The organism is Desulfosarcina alkanivorans, assembly GCF_009688945.1.
GTDB classification, from domain to species: domain Bacteria; phylum Desulfobacterota; class Desulfobacteria; order Desulfobacterales; family Desulfosarcinaceae; genus Desulfosarcina; species Desulfosarcina alkanivorans.
In genome coordinates, this window is the sequence record NZ_AP021874.1 from 6,247,204 (window position 1) to 6,272,387 (window position 25,184).

29 protein-coding genes are annotated in these 25,184 nt (G+C 54.3%); 9 read left to right on the top strand and 20 right to left on the bottom strand.

Annotated elements, in window-relative coordinates; all coding sequences use genetic code 11:
• The first annotated feature begins 30 nt into the window (after positions 1-30).
• Both DSCA_RS27075 and DSCA_RS27080 read left to right on the top strand, forming a co-directional pair.
• Entirely contained in the window at positions 31-738 is a 708-nt protein-coding gene (locus DSCA_RS27075; RefSeq protein ID WP_155319411.1) for a response regulator transcription factor, read from the top strand.
• The gene (locus DSCA_RS27080) at positions 719-2,029 is read left to right on the top strand and encodes a HAMP domain-containing sensor histidine kinase (protein ID WP_155319412.1); all 1,311 of its coding nucleotides are present in this window, start codon (positions 719-721) and stop codon (positions 2,027-2,029) included. The genes DSCA_RS27075 and DSCA_RS27080 overlap by 20 nt, the downstream gene beginning before the upstream one ends.
• 10 nt (positions 2,030-2,039) lie before the next feature.
• On the opposite strand, the gene DSCA_RS27085 is transcribed toward DSCA_RS27080, so the two are convergent.
• The 5 genes from DSCA_RS27085 to DSCA_RS27105 all read right to left on the bottom strand — a co-directional run bounded on the left by DSCA_RS27085 (position 2,040) and on the right by DSCA_RS27105 (position 5,317).
• Positions 2,040-2,663, bottom strand: a complete 624-nt coding sequence (locus DSCA_RS27085; protein WP_197904676.1) for a site-2 protease family protein — start codon at positions 2,661-2,663, stop codon at positions 2,040-2,042.
• A gap of 308 nt (positions 2,664-2,971) precedes the next feature.
• Positions 2,972-3,592, bottom strand: a complete 621-nt coding sequence (locus DSCA_RS27090; RefSeq protein WP_167527974.1) for a DUF2284 domain-containing protein — start codon at positions 3,590-3,592, stop codon at positions 2,972-2,974.
• Positions 3,593-4,028: 436 nt separating this feature from the next.
• Positions 4,029-4,715, bottom strand: a complete 687-nt coding sequence (locus tag DSCA_RS27095) for a haloacid dehalogenase type II (RefSeq protein ID WP_155319414.1) — start codon at positions 4,713-4,715, stop codon at positions 4,029-4,031.
• Positions 4,716-4,738: 23 nt separating this feature from the next.
• On the bottom strand, positions 4,739-5,068 hold the full coding sequence (locus DSCA_RS27100) for a carboxymuconolactone decarboxylase family protein (protein WP_155319415.1): 330 nt from the start codon (positions 5,066-5,068) through the stop codon (positions 4,739-4,741).
• On the bottom strand, positions 5,069-5,317 hold the full coding sequence (locus tag DSCA_RS27105) for a carboxymuconolactone decarboxylase family protein (protein WP_155319416.1): 249 nt from the start codon (positions 5,315-5,317) through the stop codon (positions 5,069-5,071). It abuts the gene before it with no gap.
• A gap of 560 nt (positions 5,318-5,877) precedes the next feature.
• On the opposite strand from DSCA_RS27105, the gene DSCA_RS33385 reads away from it, so the two are divergent.
• Complete coding sequence (locus tag DSCA_RS33385) at positions 5,878-6,279, top strand: GAF domain-containing protein (protein WP_155319417.1); 402 nt, start codon at positions 5,878-5,880, stop codon at positions 6,277-6,279.
• Here DSCA_RS33385 and DSCA_RS27115 read toward each other — a convergent pair.
• The 3 genes from DSCA_RS27115 to DSCA_RS27125 form a co-directional block, all read right to left on the bottom strand.
• Positions 6,260-6,601: a hypothetical protein gene (locus DSCA_RS27115; RefSeq protein WP_155319418.1), complete on the bottom strand. Its 342-nt coding sequence runs from the start codon at positions 6,599-6,601 to the stop codon at positions 6,260-6,262. The two genes, DSCA_RS33385 and DSCA_RS27115, sit on opposite strands and share 20 nt — an antisense overlap.
• 475 nt (positions 6,602-7,076) lie before the next feature.
• Positions 7,077-8,213 carry an alanine/ornithine racemase family PLP-dependent enzyme gene (locus tag DSCA_RS27120; protein WP_155319419.1) on the bottom strand — a complete coding sequence of 379 codons (1,137 nt, stop codon included), beginning with the start codon at positions 8,211-8,213 and terminating at the stop codon, positions 7,077-7,079.
• Between the two features lie 25 nt (positions 8,214-8,238).
• Complete coding sequence (locus DSCA_RS27125) at positions 8,239-9,357, bottom strand: DUF1611 domain-containing protein (RefSeq protein WP_155319420.1); 1,119 nt, start codon at positions 9,355-9,357, stop codon at positions 8,239-8,241.
• 183 nt (positions 9,358-9,540) lie between these two features.
• Here DSCA_RS27125 and DSCA_RS27130 point away from each other — a divergent pair, with 183 nt between their 5' ends.
• The 4 genes from DSCA_RS27130 to trhA all read left to right on the top strand — a co-directional run bounded on the left by DSCA_RS27130 (position 9,541) and on the right by trhA (position 12,993).
• Positions 9,541-9,711: a hypothetical protein gene (locus tag DSCA_RS27130; protein WP_155319421.1), complete on the top strand. Its 171-nt coding sequence runs from the start codon at positions 9,541-9,543 to the stop codon at positions 9,709-9,711.
• Between the two features lie 877 nt (positions 9,712-10,588).
• Positions 10,589-12,073: a M81 family metallopeptidase gene (locus tag DSCA_RS27135; protein WP_155319422.1), complete on the top strand. Its 1,485-nt coding sequence runs from the start codon at positions 10,589-10,591 to the stop codon at positions 12,071-12,073.
• 235 nt (positions 12,074-12,308) lie between these two features.
• Positions 12,309-12,650 (top strand): hypothetical protein, encoded by a 342-nt coding sequence (locus tag DSCA_RS27140; protein ID WP_155319423.1) that lies wholly within the window; start codon positions 12,309-12,311, stop codon positions 12,648-12,650.
• A gap of 1 nt (position 12,651) precedes the next feature.
• Entirely contained in the window at positions 12,652-12,993 is a 342-nt protein-coding gene (trhA, locus tag DSCA_RS27145) for a PAQR family membrane homeostasis protein TrhA (RefSeq protein WP_197904677.1), read from the top strand.
• Positions 12,994-13,283: 290 nt separating this feature from the next.
• On the opposite strand, the gene DSCA_RS27150 is transcribed toward trhA, so the two are convergent.
• The 11 genes from DSCA_RS27150 to DSCA_RS27200 form a co-directional block, all read right to left on the bottom strand.
• The gene (locus DSCA_RS27150; RefSeq protein WP_155319424.1) at positions 13,284-13,988 is read right to left on the bottom strand and encodes a Crp/Fnr family transcriptional regulator; all 705 of its coding nucleotides are present in this window, start codon (positions 13,986-13,988) and stop codon (positions 13,284-13,286) included.
• Positions 13,989-14,321: 333 nt separating this feature from the next.
• Positions 14,322-15,065, bottom strand: a complete 744-nt coding sequence (locus DSCA_RS27155; protein ID WP_231716297.1) for a protein-L-isoaspartate(D-aspartate) O-methyltransferase — start codon at positions 15,063-15,065, stop codon at positions 14,322-14,324.
• On the bottom strand, positions 15,062-15,718 hold the full coding sequence (locus DSCA_RS27160) for a lactate utilization protein (protein ID WP_155319425.1): 657 nt from the start codon (positions 15,716-15,718) through the stop codon (positions 15,062-15,064). Before DSCA_RS27160 ends, DSCA_RS27155 begins: the two co-directional genes overlap by 4 nt.
• 93 nt (positions 15,719-15,811) lie before the next feature.
• The gene (locus DSCA_RS27165; RefSeq protein WP_155319426.1) at positions 15,812-16,198 is read right to left on the bottom strand and encodes a RidA family protein; all 387 of its coding nucleotides are present in this window, start codon (positions 16,196-16,198) and stop codon (positions 15,812-15,814) included.
• Positions 16,199-16,241: 43 nt separating this feature from the next.
• Complete coding sequence (gene truD / locus DSCA_RS27170) at positions 16,242-17,315, bottom strand: tRNA pseudouridine(13) synthase TruD (RefSeq protein ID WP_155319427.1); 1,074 nt, start codon at positions 17,313-17,315, stop codon at positions 16,242-16,244.
• A 37-nt stretch (positions 17,316-17,352) separates the two neighbouring features.
• On the bottom strand, positions 17,353-18,105 hold the full coding sequence (locus DSCA_RS27175; protein ID WP_155319428.1) for a zinc ribbon domain-containing protein: 753 nt from the start codon (positions 18,103-18,105) through the stop codon (positions 17,353-17,355).
• Positions 18,106-18,425: 320 nt separating this feature from the next.
• Positions 18,426-18,587, bottom strand: coding sequence for a hypothetical protein (locus tag DSCA_RS27180; protein ID WP_155319429.1), 162 nt, complete (start codon positions 18,585-18,587; stop codon positions 18,426-18,428).
• Between the two features lie 15 nt (positions 18,588-18,602).
• Positions 18,603-18,944 (bottom strand): hypothetical protein, encoded by a 342-nt coding sequence (locus tag DSCA_RS27185; protein ID WP_155319430.1) that lies wholly within the window; start codon positions 18,942-18,944, stop codon positions 18,603-18,605.
• Between the two features lie 544 nt (positions 18,945-19,488).
• A complete protein-coding gene (locus DSCA_RS27190) occupies positions 19,489-19,797 on the bottom strand; it encodes a hypothetical protein (RefSeq protein WP_155319431.1) in 309 nt (102 codons plus the stop codon).
• Positions 19,798-19,801: 4 nt separating this feature from the next.
• Positions 19,802-20,197: a phenylacetate--CoA ligase family protein gene (locus DSCA_RS27195; RefSeq protein WP_155319432.1), complete on the bottom strand. Its 396-nt coding sequence runs from the start codon at positions 20,195-20,197 to the stop codon at positions 19,802-19,804.
• 104 nt (positions 20,198-20,301) lie between these two features.
• Positions 20,302-21,369: a hypothetical protein gene (locus tag DSCA_RS27200; protein ID WP_155319433.1), complete on the bottom strand. Its 1,068-nt coding sequence runs from the start codon at positions 21,367-21,369 to the stop codon at positions 20,302-20,304.
• Between the two features lie 225 nt (positions 21,370-21,594).
• Between DSCA_RS27200 and DSCA_RS33080 the strand changes: the two genes are divergently transcribed.
• On the top strand, positions 21,595-22,314 hold the full coding sequence (locus DSCA_RS33080; RefSeq protein WP_331457176.1) for a lipid II flippase MurJ: 720 nt from the start codon (positions 21,595-21,597) through the stop codon (positions 22,312-22,314).
• A 312-nt stretch (positions 22,315-22,626) separates the two neighbouring features.
• Positions 22,627-23,403 (top strand): glycosyltransferase, encoded by a 777-nt coding sequence (locus DSCA_RS27210; protein ID WP_269434691.1) that lies wholly within the window; start codon positions 22,627-22,629, stop codon positions 23,401-23,403.
• A gap of 34 nt (positions 23,404-23,437) precedes the next feature.
• Here DSCA_RS27210 and DSCA_RS27215 read toward each other — a convergent pair whose 3' ends face one another.
• The gene (locus DSCA_RS27215) at positions 23,438-24,790 is read right to left on the bottom strand and encodes a PhoH family protein (protein WP_155319436.1); all 1,353 of its coding nucleotides are present in this window, start codon (positions 24,788-24,790) and stop codon (positions 23,438-23,440) included.
• Positions 24,791-25,184: the final 394 nt, after the last annotated feature.

The following is a 25,184-nucleotide window of genomic DNA, read 5'->3' on the forward strand; positions in this document are numbered from 1 at the left end:
CAGAAGATCCGTTGTTGCGGGGAATTTTCCATGCCACGGACCATCCTTGTCGTCGATGACGACGAAAAACTCAACCGTCTGCTCAAGCGGTTTTTAAAGGACTTCGGCTATGACATCTATTCGGCTGTGGACGCCGACGACGGTCTCAAGAAAGTGCGGACCGTCATGCCGGATCTGATCATCCTGGATGTCATGCTGCCCGGCATGTCCGGTTTCGATGTCTGCAAGCGCATCCGCGAGTCCAGTGGCGTGCCGATCATCATGCTCACTGCCAGGGGGGATGTGATGGACAAGGTGGTCGGGCTGGAACTGGGGGCCGACGATTACCTGCCCAAACCGTTCGAACCCCGCGAACTGGTGGCGCGGATACAGGCGGTGCTGCGTCGCGCCCAGGGTTCCGGTTCGGATCGCCGCCGGCGCTTCGGGCGGTTGACCGTCGATTCCCGGCGCCGGCAGGTCCGTCTGGACGACCGGGAGGTCGATCTGACCACCAGCGAATTCGCCGCCCTGGATCTGCTGGTCCGGCATTCCGGCAAGGTTCTGGACAGGGATGAGATCATGCAGGCCCTTCGCGGGATAGACAGCGAGTGCTTCAACCGGGTGGTGGACATCACCATGAGCCGGTTGCGCCAGAAACTGGGCGACGATCCCAGGCACCCCCGGTTTATCAAGACGGTATGGGGGACCGGATATACCTTCGTGGCCCGGGAGACCGTCGATGAAACCCCGTCCCGTTAAACGGCTGTTCGGCTCCGTGTTCACCCGGCTGCTGGCGGCCACCCTGGCCGCCGGCCTGGCCATTACCGTCACGGTGATCGCCGGCTTTCTGATCATCCGGATCCACAGCGAAACGGCCTTCGAGCGGAATCTGCTTCTCTACACCGAATACCTGGCCACCGATCTGGGAGACCCGCCGGACGAGGACCGGGCGCGGGAGATCGCCCGACGAACCGGCCTGGCGATCGGTTTCGTCCATCCCGGCATTTCCTGGCAGGCCGGCCGCCTGCCGCGGTTTTTCAATCCTGGGCGGGCTTGGATCCACCATCACGAAAGCGGCCTGCAGGTGGGCAGCTCCAAAGGCCACCATTTTGTCCGTCTGGCGCACGGCGGCGGTGAGTTGACCTTTGTCGCCACCCGGGACGCCCATCATGGCGAGCAGGCGTTATGGGTTCTGGTCGCCATGGCAGCCGCCATGGGACTGATTCTCGGGGCGAGCTATTTCTACATCCGCAAAACCCTCAAGCCCCTGCACACGCTCAAGGCCGGCGTGGATGATCTGGGCGCCGGGCGGCTGGACCAGCGCATCCCCGAAACCGGGTGCTGCGAACTCCACGATCTGGCAAAGGCATTCAACGACATGGCCCGGCGGCTTGACCGGCTTCTCAAGAGCAAGGAACAGCTGCTGCTGGATGTGAGCCACGAGCTGCGTTCCCCCATAACGCGGCTGAAGGTCCAGCTGGAATTTCTACAGGATGCCGACATGCGGGATTCCCTGGGCGGTGATGTGGCCGAGATGGAGGCCATGGTGACAACCCTGCTCGAATCGGCCCGTTTGAGGCACACGGCCGCCGCCCTGAATCTGAAATCCGTCCCTATGGGCGACCTGGTCCGGTCCCTGGTGTCGGAATTCAAGGCGCGCCCGCCGGGTGTGGTCACGGGGCCGCTGATGGACGAGACGGTCACCGTGGATCCCGGGAAGATGAAAATCGTTTTTCGTAATCTTCTGGACAACGGGTTGAAGCATACGCCTGAAGACGGGCCTGCGGTGTCGATTTCAATGATTCTGCAGCCGGAGTGCCTCGAGGTCGTGGTGCAGGACCGGGGGGAGGGAATTCCGGCATCGGCGCTGCCCCACCTGTTCGAACCTTTCTACCGGCCGGACGTTTCCCGCTCCAGGAAGACCGGCGGTTACGGGCTGGGGCTGAGCCTGTGCAAGGCCATCATGGATGCCCACGGCGGCACCATCGACCTGGCCAGCACACCGGGTGACGGGACCCGGGTGACGGTGACGATTCCCCGATCAGCCTGATTTTCGGCTTTCAGCCGATGCCCAGAAACCGGAGAATGATCTGGATGGGGTAGAAGACGAACCGGTCGAGAATATTGAAATACATCAGGGCGATCACGATGATGAACCCGTAGGGTTCGATCCGGCTGTAGGCCATGGCCTGCCTGGGCGGCAGGAGTCCCACCAGCACCCGGCCGCCGTCCAGCGGCGGGATGGGGATCAGGTTGAACACGGCCAGAAAGACGTTGAGCTGGATGGCGATGATGAGAAACAGCAGGACTCCCTTCACGTAGATGCCGGCGGCCAGCATGCCCTTGAAAACGAGGGACAGGACGGCGGCCAGAAAGAGGTTGATTACCGGTCCGCCCAGGGCCGACCACATCATGCCGCGCCGGGGATCCCGGAAGTTGCGCGGATCGATGGGCACCGGCTTGGCCCAGCCGAAGACCACCGGCGACTTCATCAGGATCAGCATGGCGGGCAGCAGGACGGTGCCGAAAGGGTCGATATGATCCTTGGGGTTCAGCGTCAGGCGCCCCTGGGCCTCGGCCGTGCGGTCGCCCAGCCGCCGGGCCACCCACCCATGGGCAAACTCGTGGAAGGTCAGGGCCATGAACAGCGCCAGCACTTTCAACAGGATTAATCCGATATCCACGCCCCTTGGTCCCTTCGTTCAGAGATACAACCGTCTGGTCATTCCGTCGACAGTCCCCGTATACCATCCGCTGTCGATTTTATGAAATAGTTTTTGTGGAAGGAAGGCGGGCTGGGCTTGCATTGCCTGTCCGTATCGACGGCATGCCCCGCCGCCTATCCACTGGGTGAAATTTTCATTCTTTTTCTTTACCCCCTGCGCTGCAGCCAATTCTTCTAAACTATAACAGCCCTGCAGTGAGCGTATAAAGGTTTTCCACAGGCAGGTTTTTATCTGCCGTGGTGTCGAAAAACAGATTCAGATCCGATTCAGGCGAGCAGGATCAGCCCCGCCACCCAGCTGGTAGCGTTTTGATCAGATACATTCGATTGTTCCGCTTTTGGGGCGGACCATCCGCAAGACTGCATCAATCGGGTGACGTCGATACCAAAACCGGACATGGACGGGCGGGCAACTTCTATGTGACGGCAGGTTTTATTTTCCGCTACAACACAGCACGCTTCCTGATCCTCACAGAACAGTTCCTTGCATGATCCGCCGGCAAATGCCTTTGATTTTACAAAGCCTGCTTCGACGGCTTTCTGCTCCACTGCGGCCACGATCTGATGGAGCAGTTGCATGACCTCCTTGCGTTCATCGGAAAACATTGCGGATGCGGGTACTTCTATTTTTACGGTAACGGAATATTTACTCTCCGCCTGCCATTTCCTGAATTCAACGGGACCTTTTACGTAGGGTGGACAACTGGCCGCCAGACCATAATTCGGGCAGGTATAGTCTCCGTTGCAGAGTGCCGCCAGATTGTCCTTAACCTGAATATCTTCGGACAATATGATGGCGGCAGACGTTGCCCCAAGCCTTTTTGCTTCCCGGGTCAAGCGGGCAAGCTGTTGTCTATACGTCATCCTGCTTTCCGTATCGCTTCCCAATTTTAAACCCTTCTCCGATGGCTTCGCCCAGTGACCAGTATTCACGCAAGCCGTTGCCGTAAACAAATGGGGCCACTTTTTCCATAAGCGGGATGTTCTGTTTGTTGAGGATTTCCTCATCCGCCTTGATATCCGCTTCACCTTTTAATTCAGGTTTGACGGGTCAGGTCGGACGGCTATGACATTGAAACTGACCATTACCCCGCTGTTCGTGCAGGCGCTCACCGGTCAGACGACCGATTCGTTTTGCTTCCTCCCATACTTCTTTGTCATCCTCGACCCTTACGTAGGCGTAATCGGATGTCCTGGCCTCCGGACCGTACATTTGCCGGAAGCCACTTAGTACACAGGTCTCCCCCTCGCCGCAGTAGATATTTCCCGACCCCCTGAATCGAGCGACTCTATGTTTTTCCCATTTTTCTATCCGGATTACCGGCTATTTCAGAACGTCCGGCAGCGCCATAAGGTTTCGGATTTCAACATCCGGTTTTCCCGGAAGCCGTTCCTCACTCTGGCCAAACCGGTTCACCCAGGCCACCTTGAACCCGAACGCGGATGCACCCGAGGCATCCCAGGCGTTGGATGACTGAAATACGATTTCTTCGGACCTGACCTTCAAGCCGTCGACGGCAAGCCGGTATACGCGACAATCGGGCTTGAATATGCCCGCATCCTCAACAGAAAAGTTCTTTTCGATCAAATCGTCAAGCCCTGAATTTTTCACGGCCGCGTCAAGCATGGCCGGCGTGCCGTTGGACAGGATGGCAAGATTGAAACCCCGGCTTTTCAGGATTGAAAGCGCCTCGGGCACTTCCGGATAGCAATCCAGTTTCAGGTAAGCGTCCATGAGGTCCCTGCGCAGATCGGGGTTGTTGATGCTGTGCATATCAAAGGCAAAATCCAGTGCATCCTGTGTGACTTGCCAGAAATCCGCATGATGCCCCATCAGGCTGCGAAGCCAGGTGTACTCCAGTTGCTTGGTACGCCAGATATTAGACACCTGATCGGCGAGATCACCCAGTCGATGGCGATGTTTGCCGACGGCTGAATGGACATCAAAGAGCGTCCCGTAGGCATCGAACACACACGCCTTAATTCCTTCGATGGATTTGTTTTCAGGCATAAGGTTCTCCTTAACCGCTCGTTTTAAGATTGCGTGGCACGCATCTGTTTCATCATTTCCTGTAAGCCCTCGACAGGCGCGCCCAGTGCGTCGGCCATGCGATCCATGAAATTGAAAAGCGAGGCAACGGCAATGACTTCGAAAAGCTCCTCGTCGGTGCAGCCCTGGTCACGGAGTTCCTGCAGGGTCCCTTCGTGAATCTGGTAAGCGTTGCGGGTTATGGTTTCTGAAAAATGGAGAATCAGTTTGGTTTTCTCATCGATCAGAGATGAGGCGTCAATGTCTTCCAGAATGCTCTCGACCTGTTCCTGCGTGAATCCCTGCGCCATGACCATGGCGCTGTGCGCATCCACTCAGTACGCGCAGGCATTCAGCTTGGAAACGTAGGCGGCAATGAGCTCTTTGGTGCGCCTTGGCAGCGCATGTGTTTCGACCATCAGCCGGTTGACATATTGGACAATGGGCGCCAGCAGGTCCGGGCGAATACTTTGTGCCACAAATACCTTCGGGATAAGTTGAAACATCGTTTGCAGCATCTCATAGGACTTCTGCAGCTGGCCGCTGCCGTGTTCAGGTTCCGTGACCTTCAAGAAATAACTCATGGGTTCAATCTCCTGTTTTGGTTCTGTGCGTCTTTTTTTGGACCGTGTTTCATCATCATTTGTAAACGTATCTGAACTATACGACCTTGGTGCCAGACATTCTGTAGCAATTGTTACAACACAAAAATAATTTTCAGGATAACCTATCATTGGGAGATCATTGACTCTGGAAATGAAACCTGGCCAATGAAGGGCGGGCAGAATAAAATCTGCCTGGACCGCCACCTGCCCAGTCGTTTAAAAAAAGGTGGTGACGGTAAAATAAATCCCCATCGAGGGCGGGTCAAATTTGTACCCCGAATACTGACAGGCACCAACAGGGAAGGCTTGCCTGCCGGCGATGGATTCTAAAATCGAACGAAAACCCATCGGCCGGAAGCGGAAGATTGCCGGTTACAGTTTTAAGTATCAGGAAATACGGAAAATTTGAATTTTCTACCGGGTGGATTAGGCTTGCCCTGCGTGGTACCCGAATTTTTCATCCCTGATCCCATAATTTTATGGAAACCGGTGACTGCATCACCCTGACGACGATCCGTAAACGCCTGGTGTGAGAAACAATGAAAAACAGACTGTTCGGCAAGGCTGGCCACCATCCATGGCGATCGAATCCTTCAACTGCGTACCGAAGCGGATGCCGGCCACGGACGTGTGGAAAAACAAGCAACCGAACTGCCGATCAGCAGGCTTTTCGAAAAAGGATTTCATCGGATTACCGCTCTGATCGTATCCTGGTCATACCGGACCTGCTGGCAGAGGCGCATCGCTCCTGGGTGGATGAGAAAAGAATTGAATCCGGAATCAGATCCCTTCTGGTTTTACCATTGTCCTATCAAGGCGGCATCATCGGCGCAATGGACATGGGTTCCCCCACACCCGATGATATCGGGCCTGCGGATGCGTGGCTGGCTGAGAACATCATGCCTTTGTTGAAATTCATTTCTATGTTAAATGCGGACTAATGTGTTCGAATCGCAATTTGTAATAGCCCAGATTGAATTTGATATTCTGAGGAAAGCCACTCTCTAATCTTCTTAATTCAGCATTAACCATGTGACGGATATTATCCACATCTATATCTAAATAACTACAAATATTTATAAAGCTCGTGAAGGAATCAAAATCGTTTACTGTCAACCAATACAAGGCCTGGCTTTTGTAAATTTCCTGGTCACTATAGGTAGGCTTAAAAATATCTTTTAGGGCACGAGTTAAAATCGCAGCAAACAGTGCCCGGATGGATTTTGCTAATTCTCCTATGTCTGGATTGGTAGAATTATCCATTTTGAATCGACTATCCCTTTAACAGTTTTTAAAGAAATCATAAAACCGGCCAAATTGAGGCCCGCAAGTGAAATTCTCGTATCGCGTTGTTATTAGAAAGTGGCAAGGCCAATGTTAACGCTGCCATAATAATGCGTGCTCAGTACTTGCCAAAATTCATTTCCCAGCCTTTTTGGACTTTTATAGGGGGCACTTCCATGGATTGGATGCTCTCGGCAGCGATGACGGCTTCTTCTTTTCATTGAAGGAAACAGCGTGCATTCGCTCACACAAATTGGAACACTGCACCAAGCAAGTCGACATTTTTAGTCAAGTAATAGTTACTTTTTTAATTTGCTAAACAAGTAGAAATTCCCCGGTCCGCTTTACGGCGGGGATATTCAGCCGGCAGGTGGTCATTTCTACTTGGTGCCCATCCATAAATGGCCAATTTGTCCGATATCTGCGTTGCGCTCAAAATTTTATCCTCGGAATATCATCCATATGCCTGCGGTAAAATTTTTCGCGCGCCTTGATCTCGACCAAATTTTCCTATTTCTGGATGAACACTACTTATAAAATGCTTTTTTATGAAAGGGGATGTCATTGCTGCGAGAAGACCGCCGTAATCCAGACTAAAGTTGACCTCATCCCCGACCTTTAGGTTGTTGTTTTTGCTGTTAAGAATAATGTGATCACTGCTGGAACCCAATATCTCTAAACTGTTATTCGATTTTAAGCTGGATACCAAGATGTCCTGTTTTCCCAGCGCAATGATCACCCGCTGGTGAATTCCCTTATCTTGGAAAACGGGGACATTTCCAAAAGCATCTTGACCGATATCTCCAAATGGAAAAGATGGCTTTTTCTTGGACTCGATAACTTCGGCAACGAGCTTGAAAGCGTCTGTGTGCAATCCTGGGATTGTTTTTCGGTTCACCGTTTCAAGGCCTAAAAGGATTGATTCACCCAGTCGAAAATTGTTTATTTTTCCTACATCTTGGGTAGATCTATACCACTCATAATTTGCCGAGTTGCCACCCGAAATAATTGTTAAACCAAGATGGAATTCATTTTCTATGATATCAAAAAGTTCAGATAGCTCATGCATGTTTTTATCAGCAGGTTTCACACCACCGTAACAAGCCAAATTGCATCCAATACCAACGATTTTTATATGGGATAAAGAAATAGCCTGCCGGATAAACTCAGACAAATCGAGAGGAAGTACGCCTTCACGCAAATCGCCCAACTCGACCATCACAATTACCTGATGGTTTTTGTTACCTGCTTTTGCATAATAGGATAGCTTTTTAAGTGTCTCAATCTCAGTATTTAAGCTAATGTCTGCACTTCGAACCACGGATTCGGCCTGACTTAACGGTGTTCGCAATAGAACAAATTGAGTTGTAATCCCTGCCGCTTTCATCTTTTCTATGTTTTCAATGCGTGAGTCGGCAATAAATCTGGCACCACCTTGAATCATGGCCCTGACAATAGAAGGTTCTCCAAGCACCGCTTTGGAAACTCCCATTATGGAAATACCTTTTTTCCCATAAAGTTCGGATAGCATCCGGGCATTATCCCGTATTTGTGGCAGTGATATTTCAATTCTGGGCAAGAATATTTTCATATTTTATTTCTATTGGTTACAACTCTTACGCTGCCATTGCATGGGTTTTTATACATCTCTTTTGTTTGATTGTTCGCCTCAGTTCTGGAAAATGATGGCTTAAGGCGTGAACGAGTTTTTGACATCCATGGCTTAGTACATCTGTTGTCGCTAAGTGGAACTTTTTTTCATAAATTGCTATGATGTCTGTTACTTCCTTGTCTGAAAGGTCTTCATGGTTTAATGCGATAGCCATTACTTCCGCTTGAGAAATCGCTTCTATCAGTTTAATTTCACTCTCAACAGTAGGCATCTTCAAATTGGGAAAATCACACCTTTTTTTCCTGGCGGGTGGATGTTGGAGGATAACGCCATCGGGATTGCTGCCTTTCAATATACCAAGAGAGCCCATAAAGGCGGGATGGCTGACGGCACTCTGCCCCTCCACTAAAATGATATCGGGTTTTTCGATTTTAAATGCTTGAACAACGGCATTTTCTATTTCACCGACCACAAACTGGGAAACAAGCGCATCGATTGCTATGCCGTACATCGCCCCCTGCATCAAGCCACTTTGGCCTGTGGCAACCAATACCGAATTTATTCCGAGACTGTTCAAGGCCTTGTTGAGTTCAACTGCGGTAGTCCTTTTTCCGCAGGCACAATCAGTACCCAATACGGCGATCACAGGAGCAGTTACTTCCGATCTTTTTCCCGTGAATACATGCAAATCTTTTAATTGCGGCGGCTTTCTGATGTCTTTTATCTGGACTGCGTTGCGGGCCGCCATATGGATAAACTCTCGATCTTCAGAAAAGAACTGATGCAGACCGTTAATGATGTCCATTCCATTTTCCATGGCTTCTAATATCAAAGCCCTTTCATCCATTGATATAGATGCTTCTAACGGAGCTTTCCCATATATATAACAATCTGGGACTCCAGAAAGTTTACTCAATGCATCCTTTAAATTGGAAAAAATGGGGATACCATTTTTTTCTCCCCCTAATTCTTCCCCGGCATCCTTTCCGGCTAAAGAACTGTCAATTACTCCGACAACGGTATAGGTTTCAGAGTGTCTAACCAGCCCGGAAGCCGTTTTTCCGTCAACTAATCCAAATTGATTTTCACAGTAAACCAAGGCCGTTTCATTCGCGATCGCCATTATCTATACTCCTTTTTATATATTCCTGAAGTTTATATAAATTTTTAAAATAGACTAATTTTTTCTAAGCCTACGGTGTCAATTCTAAGCGGAAATTTCGCATACGCATCATTCCCATTGAGGCCAAGTGCGCTCGGAACAAGCCGTTCATCTTGATCCGGGTGCCCATCCGGCACACCCAACATGGACAAATGGGTTTCAGGCAGCCACCATTTTTTTCAGGCTTCCACCTGGTTAGTAATTGTAAATAGTATTGAAAAATTGAAAATAACTGGCGACCCGCTCATGCAGCCATGCAAGGAAGGTATCGGTCAGAAGAACGGTTTTGATTTATCTGGATCGCCCATCATGTGAGCTTTTTGCTACTTGTCTGATAGCGCCACCTTTATTGGGTCTGTCTTGCGTTTTGTCCACGACACGGTGCTGTTCGGCAATATTCGAATTTCCTTATGAATTTGCACCCACCATGCGCTTTGCGACTGCCATGTCCGATGGGCTAAAGTTTCTGGCATCGCTCACGCACTGATTTAAACGGCATCCCCTCAGCACGCTCATAGCGCTCGGCACGGATGAACCAGAATGCGAGTCCGCCCGTATTGTGATTGGGGGCCAATCCATTATTGGTGCTCCTGACCCCCAGCGACCCTTTCCGGCCAGTCTTCCGCCAGCCTCTGGCCTGCATGATCATTCGAATGACCACACCAACAGCCTGTCGTAAGCGTTTACTCCGTTGAGTGTGTGTATCTGCCAAACACCGATCGATGGCTGGATGAGATTCAAGCTCCCGAACGACACCAGACAAAGGCGGTCTGTCGTGGTGAATCTCAGACTCTTCCATCCGGCGTTGCCTGTTGGCATCATTAAAAAACGCCAGTACTGCGTCAAAAGGTTGATCCGGATCGTTCACAACATCTGAAAACCTTCGGCCCTGATTGTCTTCGAGGAACGTATCACGTGTTATTGTCACTCTTGGCAAACTATACTCCGCTTGTCGACTTCACTCCAGAAACACAGACAAATATTGAACCTTCCTTTTTTGCAGATACAAATATTGTATCTATATTTCAAGAAAAAGCAAGGGCAAACTTATTTACAAGGGCCTCGTACTGTTTGAAAACCGCAGAAACAGACGTCCGTCTTAATTTATTTGAAGGTTTTATCTGCGAGATATGATAGGTGAACAAATTTTGCGTCAACTCAATCGATTAATTAAATATTAAGGGATTGTACAATGCCGTTCAAGGTCCTGACTGCCGAAATGTCCCATGAAACCAATTCCTTCAGTCTCCAGGAAACTGATGAACAGGCATTTAGAAACCGTTATGTTCTGATGGGCGCCGAAGCCATCGCTGAGCGTGGCCAAGCAAATACCGAACTTGCTGGCTTTCTCGATGCCGGTCGAGTGCATGGCTGGAACGTCAACCATGTGCTCAGTGCAGCCGCGGGCCCAAGCGGTAAGGTTAGGCGAAAAACCTTTAATTGGCTCTGCGATCCAATCATTTCCGTCATCAAGCAGCACGCTTTCGACGGACTTCTTTTCGGATTGCATGGCGCCATGGACCTTGATTTCTGTGAAGATGGCGAAGGAGAGTTTCTTTCGCGCATCCGCAACGTGGTGGGCGAGAAGATGCCAATTGCCATCACGCTTGATCCACATGCGAATGTCAGCAATAAGATGTGCGCGCTCGCTGACATCATGGTATCGTTCAAAACCTATCCACATATCGATATGCGCGACACCGGCCGCCATGCCGGCGAAATTTTACAAAGGACGATGGCCGGTGAGATTCAACCCCACACGATCCTTGTGAGTCGACCTATGCTGGAAGAAGTCAATGGTGGCCGCACCGACATCGGCCCGATGATCGAGCGCATAGCATCAGCACGGGCGTACGAGGAGGAAGCGGACGTATTCGCCGTGAGCATTAATGCTGGTTTCGCAAGTGCAGATGTCGCAAGGATTGGCCCAACAGTGCTGGTCACAGGTCAAGGCGATTTTTCCGCACACACTGCTTTCGCCGAAACGATTGCTGATGACATCTGGAACAGACGCTTTGAGGTGCTGAACGACTATCTCAGCGTTGAAGAGACTGCAGATATTGCAGCTACATATGTGGCTAACGAAGGACCGCTGGTAATTGCTGACTATGCGGATAATCCCGGTGCCGGTGGCTATGGTGACTCAACCGAGCTATTGCGTGCATTGCTCGAGGCGGGTGTTAGGAATGCCTGTTTTGGTCCGATGGTGGATGGCGCGGTAGCGAAGGCTTTGCATACTGCTGATATTAGTGAACGGGTTCACATTGAGCTGGGCGGTAAAACCGATCCAAGCTTCGGTGGTGGGCCACTCTACGTGGAGGGTGAACTCGTCTCTATCAGTGACGGGTATTTCACCGGTGACGGTTCAATGATTCATGGGCTCAGGGGCAGTTTCGGCCCCAGTGCTGTTCTACGCGTCGACGATATTGAAATATTGGTGGTCACCATTGCCCGCCAAATATTAGATTTGCAGCAATTTAAAGCGTTTGATATCGACCCGCAGAACAAGCGTGTCGTCGCGTTAAAATCGATGCAACACTTCCGTGCTGCGTTCGAGCCGATTGCAGGACAAGTGATTGTTTGTGACAGCGGCGCACTTTGCACCCCACGTTACAACCGATTGCCCTATCGCAATGTACCGAGACCGATTTTCCCTTTAGATCCGATACAAATCTAATTGGTTCGTTCTCGGCAGACTGCGAATTAAAAATTGGCTAAATACAGATAGGATGATTATCATAGTTTTAATCGGAGCCCTGCCGATGTATTCAATTATCTGCCCGACGCAAGCAGAGCGCGTATCAACAAAGGACCAATCCATTTGATCGTCGCGAGCTATGGGGAATTGCTCCCCAGCTTCGCAATAAAAATCAAAACCACTGTGGATTGTAAGCTAAAGAACAGGAATCAGCATGTCAGTCTCAAACTCGATCCTCCCAGATGATAAATCCAAGCAGCAATTTTCTTGTTTCAGAGCTTCAGCGGAGTTCATTCAAATACCGCATTTCACGGATGGGCCGGATGACTACCGTCTGGTGCACGGGAATGTGGCCACGTTGTCGCAAGATGTGCCGGTGAACCATGCGTGGATTGAAGAGATAGACTTCGTCTACGAATTGAGCGAAGGACATAAAATTTTGTTTTCTAAAGACGACTACTACAAAAAGAACAAAATAATCAATGTTCGCACTTATACGGCACAGGAAGCGATCACCCTGATTGGCGAATATGGTCACTGGGGGCCATGGAACTGACGTGCACGCAGTCATTTCAAACCCGAATCGTGATCAGTCGCAGGGCGAAGAAATCGCCAACAGTATCAGTCACGGCGCAGGGCTAATTGGTGCGCTGGTCGGAACGCCATTTCTCGTCATGCATGCAGCAAGGCACGGGGATGCCGGATTCATTGTCGGTACGAGTATTTTTGCCTCCTCCATGATTCTTCTTTATCTTGCCTCAACGGTCTACCATGCGTGGCGATTCGGGAAGGTTAAAAGCTGTTTTCGAATCATCGAGCATTCCGCGATCTTTATCCTTATTGCCGGCACGTACACACCCTTAACCCTTGGCACTGCTGAAGGGTTACCAATAGGTTGACAAAAAATCGGAAAGGCCAACACTACGTCAGGTGGTTGGCCTTTTTCGATGATTTGTTGACTTTCAAATTCCTAAAATCTGAGGTCGCATGGGTAATCCTTCTTTGCTGATCGTTCGTGGACGTATTGGTACGGTAAGGTTGTTTTGGCAGATTTTCTGTAGCAACTGTTACATGATTGGAAAAAACGAATCGGTTCAGAAGAACTGCGGACGGAAAAGGCGGCGATTTCAGTTAATGGGATGGCCCGGATGAATTTCCACAGCCGATCGGTCTGGAAGGGGAGTGTCAATTACGCTGTCTTCAACAGCGGCAGGACAAGCCTTTTGTCCTCGTGGATAATCTTGCCGGCTTGCTTCAGCGCTTTCATGGCGCGGGTAATGCTGACCCGATGGGCTCCGGTTAAAAAACTCAAGTCTTCATGCGTCAACGGGAACTGGATAACGGTTCCTTGCGGGCTGACCGTTCCATGCTCCCTGGCGACATGGGTGAGCACGCCGTAAAGTCGATCTTCAATATTGGTGACGGCCAGGCTTCCCACCCGCATGGTCAACCAGGTGATTCTTTCGCTGAGGTTCTTTATGATCTGCAATCCGACCTTCGGGTGCAGAAGGACCAGCTGTTCAAACTGGCTGCGGCTGAAACCGCAGGTCAGGGTGTCTTCCAGACAGTAGGCACTGACCGGGTATTGGCCTTCTTCCGAAAACAAGTTTTCACCGACAAAGTCACCGGCCTTGCGGATATCAAGCGTCAGTTCGGTGCCGTCTTCCAGCACCTTGGAAAGCTTGATCCGCCCGCCTTTGATCAGAAACATTTCGTCGGCAGGGTCTCCCTGCAGAAACAGCGCTTGGCCAGTGGTCGATTTTTTCCGCAGCGCCTCTCGACTGAGCGCTTCAATTTCCTCTGCCTCGAGGTTCTGGAATATCCACAGGTGGCCGATGCAGGTTGGGGACAGGGCAATGTCACCACCAGCGATTTGTTCACACAGACAAGCCATTAAACACCTTTTTGATGACAGATTTGACTTTCACCCATGGGTTCCCTTTATGCCTTTACGAAAAACCTGGTCCGCCGCAACGGATGCATGAACCATCACACCTCACAACTTGGGGATCTGCTTGCCGTGGGAAAAAAACGGGCAGTCTAAAATTAGACGGAATTAAGGACTGTTACAAGCTACTACGCGCCCGCCTGGTTGTCGATAAAATGTATCGGAAATAAGATGTGGGTTTTCATGGATGCATAAGCAATGGCCATGTGAAAAGAAGAATCCGCTCATATTTCCTTTCCATGCGGCGCAGGGCGCAGCCGAATGACTGCCGAGAAAAAATCAATAGGTCTTTCCCTGCCGGTCCACCATGGGCACGAAGCGAACATCCACGATTTTTTCCTTTCTGATCTCACCGTGCTGTTTGGTCAGCAGCAGCAGCTGTTGATGGCCCGCTTCCCCCACGGGGATGACCATGCGGCCTCCTTCGGCGAGCTGGCTTTCAAGAGGCTGCGGAATGCGCGTGGGCGAGCAGGTGACGATGATGGCGTCAAAGGGGGCATGGTCGGGCCATCCCTGATAGCCGTCACCGATTTTTACGCGAATGCCGGTATATCCCGTTGCTTTCAACGTTTTTTGTGCTTGCCGGCCCAGCTCGGGAACGATCTCGATGGTAAAGACGTCGGCATCCATCTCGGCCAGCACCGCCGCCTGGTAACCGGACCCGGTGCCGATCTCCAGGATGCGCCAGCCGGGTTCCATGGACAGCAACTGGGACATCAATGCCACGATATAGGGCTGGGAAATCGTCTGCCCGTGGCCGATGGGCAGCGGCGTGTCCCGGTAAGCGTGGTGCCGCAGGGCCTCCGGCACGAACAGATGACGGGGGACGGCCTGCATGGCCCTTAAAACGGGCTGATCCACGATGTCCCGGGCGGCAAGCTGGTGGGCCACCATTTGCCGCCGCTGGATTTCAAAATTGGCCGCCTCCGGTTCGGCCGGACCCAGAAAGGGAACGGCCGTCATTGCCATGACGATCAGCAGGTTACCTATCGTCCATCGTCTCCCAACGGCCATCATTTTCATAATCCCAGATCCTGGTTGATGAGGATGATTTTGATCCGTCCCGCGGGGAAGGACTTTTCCGTTATACACCAGGTGTTGCAGATGCGGTCCGGGCTGCTGCAGTCGGTACACAGCGCGGTTTTGGTGCACGGGGTTTTCAGGCCCGGATGCCGGATGGCATTGGCCGGGGCGGCGATATTCCTGACGCGTGCCATGGCGTCGTCGAGGGTCGGCACGATTTTATTGCGGCCGATGAACAGGACCACGGTTTTAGGGCCGAAGGTGATGCCGGCGACCCGGTTGCCGACCATGTCCAGGTTCACCAGCAGGCCGGTTTCCGTGACCGCGTTGGATCCCGATAAAAACAGGTCGCTCAGCAGGGCCTGCCGCCGTCGTTCCAGGCGTTCTTCCTGCGAAATCGTCGTATCGAAGGTTTCGATCATCCGAATGCCGGGATCAACCCGGATGGTATCAAGGACACCAGTGGCCTGCAGGGTCATGGAGTCGCCCCAGGAGGCGACGTTGACCTCCAGCGGAGCAAGGATCCGTTCCCGGAAGAGGGTCCCCGCATCCTGGACATCAGAAGCCATGAAGACCTCGAATTTGTTTTTCACCAGGGCGCGCCTGCAGCGCTCCAGCCGCAGCTGCCGGTAGGTGTCGATGGGGTCGGGCATGGTGATTCGTGTTCCCCGCGGGTTGTCGGATCTGTTTATGATGCTGACCAGTGTATGACAGAAGAGATGCGGGTTCAAGGGGGCGGCAGCCTGTCATGCCACCACGCAATCCGCCTCCATCTCCACCAGCCAGTCCGCATCGATGAAGCGGCTGACCTCCACGAATGTGCTGGCCGGGCGGATGTCACCGAAGAATTTACCATGGGCACTGGCCGCCTCCTGCCAGCGGGTGATGTCGACCAGCATGATGCGGGTGCGGATGACATCCTCCAGGCCGCCGCCGGCTTTTTCGATGGCATCCTTGATGATCTCGATGCAGGTCAGGGTCTGGCGGTAGAGGTCTCCCGGATAGGCGGTGCCGCCGCCGGGGGCAATGGGAGCCGTCCCCGAGACGGCGATCGTGTTTCCCACCCGTACGGCACGGGAAAAACCGATGGGTTTTTCAAATGGGGATCCTGAACTGATCAGTCGTCGTTGCATGGTGTCCTCGTGGGGGTTGCGGGCCGGTATCGATGGCCATCCGCTATACCTGCCTGGTGAATTCACGCAGGACCGTGGTGGCGTATGCCCCGGACGGAAGCGTGAAGGAAAAACAAAGACCGTCGTCCACCTCGGTGATTTCCAGGTCCGTCATATGCAGGATGGCTTCGCGTCGCGATCCGGGTGCGCGCAGCCGCCGGAAATCGTCCGGGGTGAGATGGAACCGATCGAGAAACGTCGCCTCCCGTTCACCGGCGGCATTCAGGGCCGCTTTCATTTTGAATCCGTAAATGGGTCCGGTGTAGACAATCTCGCCGGCAGCGAATCGTGGCCCTTCGATGACCGGATCATCGACAATGAACATGCCTCCCGTGTCGGTCTTCTTAACGATGTCTCCGGCCAGCAGCCGCCGGTAGTCGCCGGTTTCCATGCGTTTTTTAAGCCAGATGTTGAACAGCGCCGACTGGACCACCGACACCATGAACGTGTCCCTGGGTCTCTTTTTCCCCGGTGAGAAAAGAGCAAACCCCCTGTGGATGTTCTGCAGGTCGCGGCCGAATCGCTGGGGACCGTAAAAATTGGGCACGCCGGTCTGCTTGAGCCGGTCGGCAATGGCCAGTGCCCGGGGCAGCGCATCGGATACGGGGTCGCTGACGACGACCGTGAAGCGGTTGGCGGCCACGTGGCCGGTTTTGATCTTGTTGAGATGGCGGTCGATGGCAAGAATGTCGAAGGGCAGGCCGGCCAGCGCATCCTTCACTTCTGACAGGGGATGCTTGACACCGCAGCGAAAGGAGAGGGTCTGCACGACCACCGCCGTCTTGTCCTTGCGGCCGCCCCAGCCCACGTCAGACGGTGCCAGGCCCAGGCGTTTCTGCATGATGCGGGCGGCATCGGCAGTGTTCCAGCCGGTTCGCCGGAAAGAGACGTAGACATGCTCCCCTTCACCGCAGGCGGCGTAAGGCAGTACTTCCTCGACCACAAAGTGCTCCGGGGCCGCCTTGATGGTGCCGCCGATGCCCGGCAGCGGGTCGGCGGCAAAGGGCAGGGGGGACATCATGGTAATGGCGGCCTCCACCCGATCGGCTGTTTCGGTAAGGTCTGAATTCGGGGTCATTGCTCCTCACACGGTCCTATGGGTTACCCGCCGGTCGTTATCGCGGTCGACGCTGCAGCATACCATATTGCCTGACGAGCAGGAAGGCTCCCCAGGCAACGGCCGATGCCATCAACAGCGCACCGGCTCCGTGGGACAGGCGCGCGATGGTGTGATCGAAACGGATCAGGCCGGTTTCCCTGAGAATGAACTCCCAGTCGTGAAACCCGTAGGGGCTGTGCCTGCCGACATTGCCCCCCAAAAGGGGCATGCTCAGCGAACGCGCGTCGTCGATGTACGGGGCCAGGTCGATAAAATTCTGCCCCATCCACCACAGGGAAAAGGATCCGGCAAAAGGGTCCCGCGTTTTGATCAGAAACACCACCAGGCAGATGGCGGGCATGAGCAGCTGCATCAGGCTGCCGCCGAGACTGGTCATCACCGGGCCGAAGGGGCGGAAAAAGATGTGGCCCGCTTCGTGAAAGGGCAGATTGATCAGGTGCCACAGGGAACTCAGGGTGGCCTGCGCGTCGATGGGAGAGAAGATGAATTTAACGCCCCACAGGGTGAGAACGGCCAGCAGAAACAAGCGGGCGCCCCATGGGATCGGGTTGACTTCGGCCGGCGTGTGAAACAGCAGGGTTTCCCAGAAACCGGGTTCCCTGTCTGTATCGTCTGCGGCCTCCCGTACGGCCGCACTTCCTGGACGGGGCGACGTCCACCGCTGGCGCCACTTCGCAAAAACAATGCCGCAGCGGGGGCACTCGCTGCCGCCGTCCGCTTGTTCGCAGCCGCACTGGGGACAGTTCATGACAGGCCTTTATCCGTAAATGGTGAAACCGGGAACCCAAACCATAAAATAACGGGTTGCTGGCCGGTGGTCAACAGCGGGGCGTTTCCTGTCTGGGCCTGGCATTTCACCCCATGGCTGCACAAAAAACATGGCCAGGGCGTATCATGGTCTGATCTCATGATATTGTGGTGTCGGGACGTGTGTCCCGGCCGGCCCATCACCAGGGGGGCGTTCAAGGGCGCCGTCGGGCACACTTATTACCCTCAGGGGAAGGCCCGTGTCGACCGGCTTCGATACGGGATCTGGGAGAGGGCGGCGCGTCTCCGGACCATGGGCGACTAAAAAAGCCTGCCCAGCCAACCGGTTATCATTGATTTTAAATAACGGCGGTCGACATTTTTGGCGAGTTCGACCAGCCCCAGCCGTTCGGCCCCTGCATAGAAAAGGGTGTACTGGCGACGCCGTTTTTCAATCACGCGCACCAGGTCATCCCGACCCATTTTTCTCAGATAGGGCTAAAGCTCGACCAGATAGTGGGCGTGGAACCTGAAGAATCCCCACCGGAGCCTCCGGACCTGTTCTGCCCGGATATCGCTTCCCGGAAAGGTGACGGCCTCCGGGAGCCTGCCGATGGCATAGAACGCCAGCATCGTCCGGATGCATTTTTGACACCGACCGCAGTTGACCCGGTCCACCGGGTTGCGGATGCAGACCCGGACATTGGCCAGGCCGGCGGGCCATTGCGCCACCATTATTACCTTCTCCAGCCGTGAATACTGAAAGCCGGTGTGCAGCACCTGCAGGCCGGTGCTGCTGAAATGGGCGTCGAGCCGCGGATCGGACCCAGGGAATCGCATCCTCAAAGGTTTTGGACGCACTGATGGCCACGGATGTCAATCGCCTGGAGAACGCATGGCCGGCTGCCGCAAGAACGGCACCATGGTATTCGAGGGTAAATCGCCGACGGTCGTCATCCAGAAACCGTGCGTTGGTATACACCGGGATGAGCGATACTCCCGCCTGGCTCGCCACGGTGGACAGGTGCTGCACGGTGCGGTCGAAGACGGGATACTCCGTCTCACCGTTTTCACGGCCGCCGATGTCAAAGCCGTGCAGGACCAGGCAGTCCTGGATCCATCGGGGATGATCCGGCGTAAAATTCATCCGTTTGTCCCGCAGCGTGGCCAGGGAATCGATCCCGCCGGACAAGAAGGATGCCGCCCGGGGCGCCATCGCGGGCCGGCGGTGGGCATCCCCCCGGGTGGACTCGATGGCAATGGGCCGGCGGGGCGGTGGTCTCGAAAAACAGGTCGCGTTCCGGCCGGTCGGCCTCTTCCCAGACGATTTCGGCGCATACCCGCGGCCGGTCGCCCCCGGACTCTTTTCTCAGGTTTTCAATTCTCATGGTTGATGCGGCCTTTCAGATTGGATCTTACGATCCGCATCTTGCCGGAGGCTTCCAGGGGCATCCGGCCAGGGCTTGCAGGCATCGAACGTATGGTAGCGGATAAAAGGGGTGGCATAGTTGTCCAGGTTGGTGCCCACGAAGCAGGTGACTCCGTCCACCTCCGGAAATTCGGCATATACGCTGTCTTCAAAAATATGGTGCCCGCCCCCCTGTTCGCAGCTGTCCGCAACGACTCCCAGTTCGGCCGTGGCATACCGGTCGATCACCCGGGCCCGGAACGCTTCGGAGACCTTGTCGCGCATGAAATCATGGGCCATCTCCGCCGACCCGCAGGATTTTGTCCGTCGGGCGCAACCCGTGGAGGCGTTTGGAGCGAATACAGTCCAGACCGACCTGTTTACCGTAGGCCGTGTCCAGGAAAAACCTGAACGGCTCCCCGGTGCTGCCGCTGGTGCGCATTTCATACCGGTCATCGGGTGCGACGGCATCCGATGTGATCCGGCTGCGGTCCAGGGACACAATATCTTTTTTTGAGGTCAGGGGTATCTTTTTTAAATCCTGAAAGCAGCGGATGTCCTCCGGCTTGAGGTGGTGGCGGGAAAACAGGTCGCGGTAATAGGGTACCGTGGCGTGGGCATGGGCGATGATGGCCTTCAGCTTCCGCCATTGGAGCCGTTCAATCCGGCCGCGCAAATACTTCATGAAGCGAACCTTTTGGTTCAGCGTCCAGAGTTTTTTTATTTTTTTCAGCATATGCGGTTGGCCTGTTCCGGTATATGGAAATCTCTGGTTGGGATGGCCGGGATCTATTGAGAATTCACTATCCGGTCCTTAATGGCGACCAGTTTCGACCGGATCAACCCGTTATGACGGGGGGGAAGTGGAAGCAGAAAGAGGATGGACTCTCCGATGTATTTGGCGTGGTCCAATGCCTTGTGGCGATATAACTCTTTTCTGACCGGATTTTTTGTTCTGCCCGCATCCGCTGCGCTGCAATTGTCCAGGGTTTCAAAGGCCTGCCTGATTTTTTCGATAAAGCGGTTGTGCGTCCGCTCCCTGGCGGGATTCTCGGCGCTGACAAAGCTGGCGATCCTCGGGTAGGTATTGATTTCCCACACCCGGATGCTGCCGTTTCGCATGCCATAATCGATACGCCCATAGCGGATGCCGGCCAGGGCGAATATCCGCTTCAGTTCGGCCCGATGGCCGTTGTGGGAGATAAAATCCAGTTCTTCCCGGATCAGCTCAGGGCTTGAGAGGTCGGGAAACTTGACCTGCCATTCCCTGCTGGAACAGACATGCCTTGGAATGATGGTCCCATCGATATTCAAGGCCGAATATTTACGGTAAATACCCGAGCTGTCGGCCGTGTCGCAGAATTCGACGATGATTTTGTCTTCCCTGCTGATGCCGCGCCGATCCAATAGGTCGATTTCGTTGCGCAATTCGGCTTCGGAATGGATCAGTGCCGTGGCCGCCCCCCCGTGGTCATCCGCACCGCGGATAAAAACAGGATACCTCTCCGGCAGTCGTCCTTCGGTGACCCGGAAGACATTGTGTGAATTGATACCGGCATTGTAGAGCGTCCGCAGCAGTTCGTACCGTTTCATGGACCGGGTGGGATGGTTCAGGAGCCTAAACCGGTTTCCCCACCGGGCGGTGAGCGCATCGTGAATGGATGCGGCATATCCCGTCTCACGGACCGACAGCCGCTCTATATCTGAGAAAATATACGTGCCGGGAGAAAAGTGCCTTTGCCTGAAGGCCTTGTGGTAAGGGATGACCCGGACCCTGGGTTTGAGTGCCTTTCCCCATGTGGCCAGAAACGACCGGATCGTGTTCGAAAACGGTTTGGTGACCAGGTAGTAGATCAATCGCACCGCCTTTATCCGAGGTTGGTATCACTGCGACAAATAAATACTCCAATCATCCGTCACTCGGGCGGAAGCCGGCACCCGGTATTTCCCGGATGCCGGATCACTTCCGGAAAGACAAAACCACGCCTGTTGACTCGCCGGGTTTACAACAGCAATCCGATGGATGCCGAAACCGCCCCGGATGCCATCCGTGAGAACGTTCGATCGGGGCGGTCGCCATTAATGGGGTGTCGCACTCTTACCGAAAGCCGCAGGGCAAAAGTCCTTTGGGTGGCCCGGACTGCTGTCCCTCCAGTTTTTCCACTACTTGCTCATCCTGTCCGACAGGTGGTTTGTTTCCTTTTTGCCCAAGGGCAATCTGGGGGCCCTGGCCTATGGCCGGATGTTCTCCTTTCTACTGGTCGGCCTGCTCAACATGCGGGGGACGTTTCTTACGATTTTCTCCGAATTGGACGACGCCCTGGAAAAAAAAACAGGGTCTACAACGATCTTTTTTCGTTGTCCGTTTTTGTGGCCCTTCCCGCAAGCATCTTCCTGATCCTGATGGGCAAGGATGTCGTTCCGGTCCTGCTGGAAAGGGGGGTGTTTTCCAGCGACGATACGATCCTGGTCTACCGGGCGCTGGCCGGCTTTTCCTGGGCCCTGTTCCTGATGATCATCCTCGGCCCCCTTGAGCAGATCTTCCAGGCCCAGGGGAAGATCAATCTTTTGGTGTGGCGCAAGGTGATCGGGATGCTGGTCAATATCCTGGGCAACTATATGTTTCTTTTTGTTCTGGACTGGGGGGCTTCGGAATCGCGGCGGCGAGTTCGGTCAGCTATTGGGCGGTCCTGTTCTGCGGCATTGCGGCACTCCGGCAGATCGGCCTGTCCCGGATGTGGAAACGGGTACTGGCCTGGTCGCTGTGGATGCCTTCCGCTTCGTTGCTGGCCGCCTTCTTGATTGTGCAGGCCGGCCGGCATATCACTGGTCCTTTTTCATCTATTTAAAACCATTCGTTTTTGCGGCCATCATCATTCCGGCCGGTTTCTTTTACCGGGGGCCCGAGGGCGTCCTGGTGAAAGCGACCCTGATGCGGCTGAGGCCCGGCGGAAAATCATTGCTGTAGGCGTGGATTGTTGAAATGAAAATTTTGCTTTTCAGCACATCGTTGAAAGGCGGGGGGGCGGAACGGATCGTCCAGCTGCTGTCCAGCCACCTGGCCTCGCGGGGGCACGAAATAACCGTATCTCCCACCGCAACATTACCCAGGGGCTGTATGGCAACGCCGGGTTGAAGGGCCGGATCATGCTCTGGTTGATTAAAAACCCATACCCCATGGCCGACCGCATCATCGCCATCTCGAAAGACGTAAAGACCAGCCTGGAACGGGTGGGTGTCGATTCCTGCAGGATGGTGGTGATCCACAATTTTATCGATCACCGGGTAATCGATGGATCAAAAGGGCCGACATTGCCCATCCCGCAGGACAAACGGGTCATCATCAGCGAGGGCCGTCTCGTCGAACAAAAGGATTTCCCCTCCCTGTTGCGGGCATTCGCAATTGTCAGGTTGGCCCTGGATGCCCGGTTGGTGATCATCGGAGAGGGGCCCTTGCGCAAACAGCTGGAAAGGCTCGCGGGCCGGTTGAAGGTCGCCGGGGACGTCCTGTTTACCGGGTGGCTGGCCAACCCCTTCGGGGCAGATCCCCAGGCCAGCGTGTTTGTGCTGTGTTCCCGGTATGAAGGCTTTGGCAACGTGATTGTCGAGGCCATGGCCTGCGGCCTCCCGGTGATTTGTACCGACAGTCCCGGCGGGCCTGCCGAAATCCTTGGAAACGGGGCTTTTGGAAAGCTGGTGGGGGTCGGCGATGTCCGGGAAATTGCCGACAGCATCCTGGAGGTGCTGATCGATCCCGTCGTGCAGGAAACCATGCGGCGGCAAAGCCTCATTCGGGCCAACGCCTACCGGGTCGAAACCCTGGCCCCCAGATACCTCGAGGGGCTCGATGCCAGCCCGGCCCCCGGCCTTTTGCCATCCCCTGAGATTTGAACATGGATCAGCAAGGCCGTGGATCCCCGGTCGATCAAAGCAGGCTGATGGCCAGGTCCGAAAGTTCGCTGCGCTCCCCTTTTTCCAGGTTGATGTGGGTGTAGAGGGCCTGGCCTTTCATTTTTTCGATGAGGTAGCTCAAGCCGTTGCTCTGGCTGTCAAGATAAGGGTGGTCAATCTGGTAGATGTCTCCGGTAAAGACAATCTTGGTGCCTTCGCCGGCCCGGGTGATGATGGTTTTTACCTCATGGGGGGTGAGGTTCTGGGCCTCGTCCACGATGAAGAAGACCTTGACGATGCTTCTGCCGCGAATATAGGACAGGGGGGTGATGACGATCTTCTCTTCATCCAGCAGTTCCTTCACCCGGCGCCCGCGCCCGTTGCCATTCCCGTTTTTTCCGTTCCGGCTGTTTTCGATCACCGACAGGTTGTCATACAGGGGCTGCATATACGGGTCCAGCTTGGACTGGATGTCTCCGGGCAGGAAGCCGATATCCTTGTTGCTGAGCGGTACCGACGGGCGCGAGATAAAGATCTGCCGGTAGTTGCGTCGCTTTTCGAGGGCGGCGGCCAGGGCCAGCAGGGTTTTTCCCGTGCCGGCCTTGCCGGTAATGGTCACCAGGGGCACCTCCTGGCTGGTCAGCGCATCCAGGGCAAAGCACTGCTCGGCATTGCGGGGACGAATGCCGTAGCAGACCCGGGTGTCGATGCGACGGATCGACCGGGTCTGGGGGAGAAAGACTCCCAGTGCGGACGTGCTGCCGTTTTTCATCACCAGGTATTCGTTGGCCAGCAGGGGCGCCGCCAGATCCAGGCCGGCGGCGTCCATTTCGTAGGGCTTGGCATAGAGCTGCTCGATAACCGCGGCGGGCAGGTTTTCCACCACGCGGGTGCCTTTGTAGATATCCGCCGGGGCCTGGACCCGATCCGTGCTGTAATCCTGGGCCATCAGGCCGATGGATTTGGCTTTCATGCGCAGGTTGACGTCCTTGGTGACCAGCAACACCCGGTCAAAAGCCTGTTCACAGGCGATGTGGTAGGCGGCGTTGAGAATATGGTGATCCGGCTTGTCCGGAGAGAAGTTGGTCTTGAGCTTGTCGTGGAATTCCCGGTCCAGGCAGACGGTGATCTTGCCTTTTCCCGGCCCGATGGGCACCCCCCCGTTGAAGATACGGTCCCCGGTCAGTGCATCCAGGGCCCTGGCGAACTCCCTGGCGTTGCAATTCAAAATTTCCTTTCCCTTCTTGAACCGGTCCAGTTCCTCGATAACCGCGATGGGGATGACAATGTCATGCTCGTCGAACTGGTTGATGCAGGAACTGTCGTGCAGGATAATGTTGGTGTCCAGTACAAATATTTTTCGTTTGCTCGGCGAAAACGAAATCATCGCACCTCCTGGAAATTTTGGATGGTTGCCGGCGGATCCCATGGATCGCTGGATGAAAAGACGTGTGCCGCTGCCGGACGGGTCGTCCTGAAACGAGAATAACGGGCAACACCCATGAGCCGGGGAAAAAGCCGTTTACGGGGAGGCGCCAGGCAGTGTTGCGGGGATGGCGCCGCAGGTAAGGGGCGTAAGGTGGATAGGGCGGTCCGAAGCATTCGACCTTGTTCAGGTTTAAGATCCATTATCATTGATTGCCTCAATATATAGCATACAGGGGGTGCAGAGGCAACAACATCTTCCATTTTATGCCCACGGGGCCCGTTGCCTGAAACCACCGCCGGTCCTGCCATCTAAGCCTTGAAGCGGCCTTGATTTTGAGCTATATAACTAAATC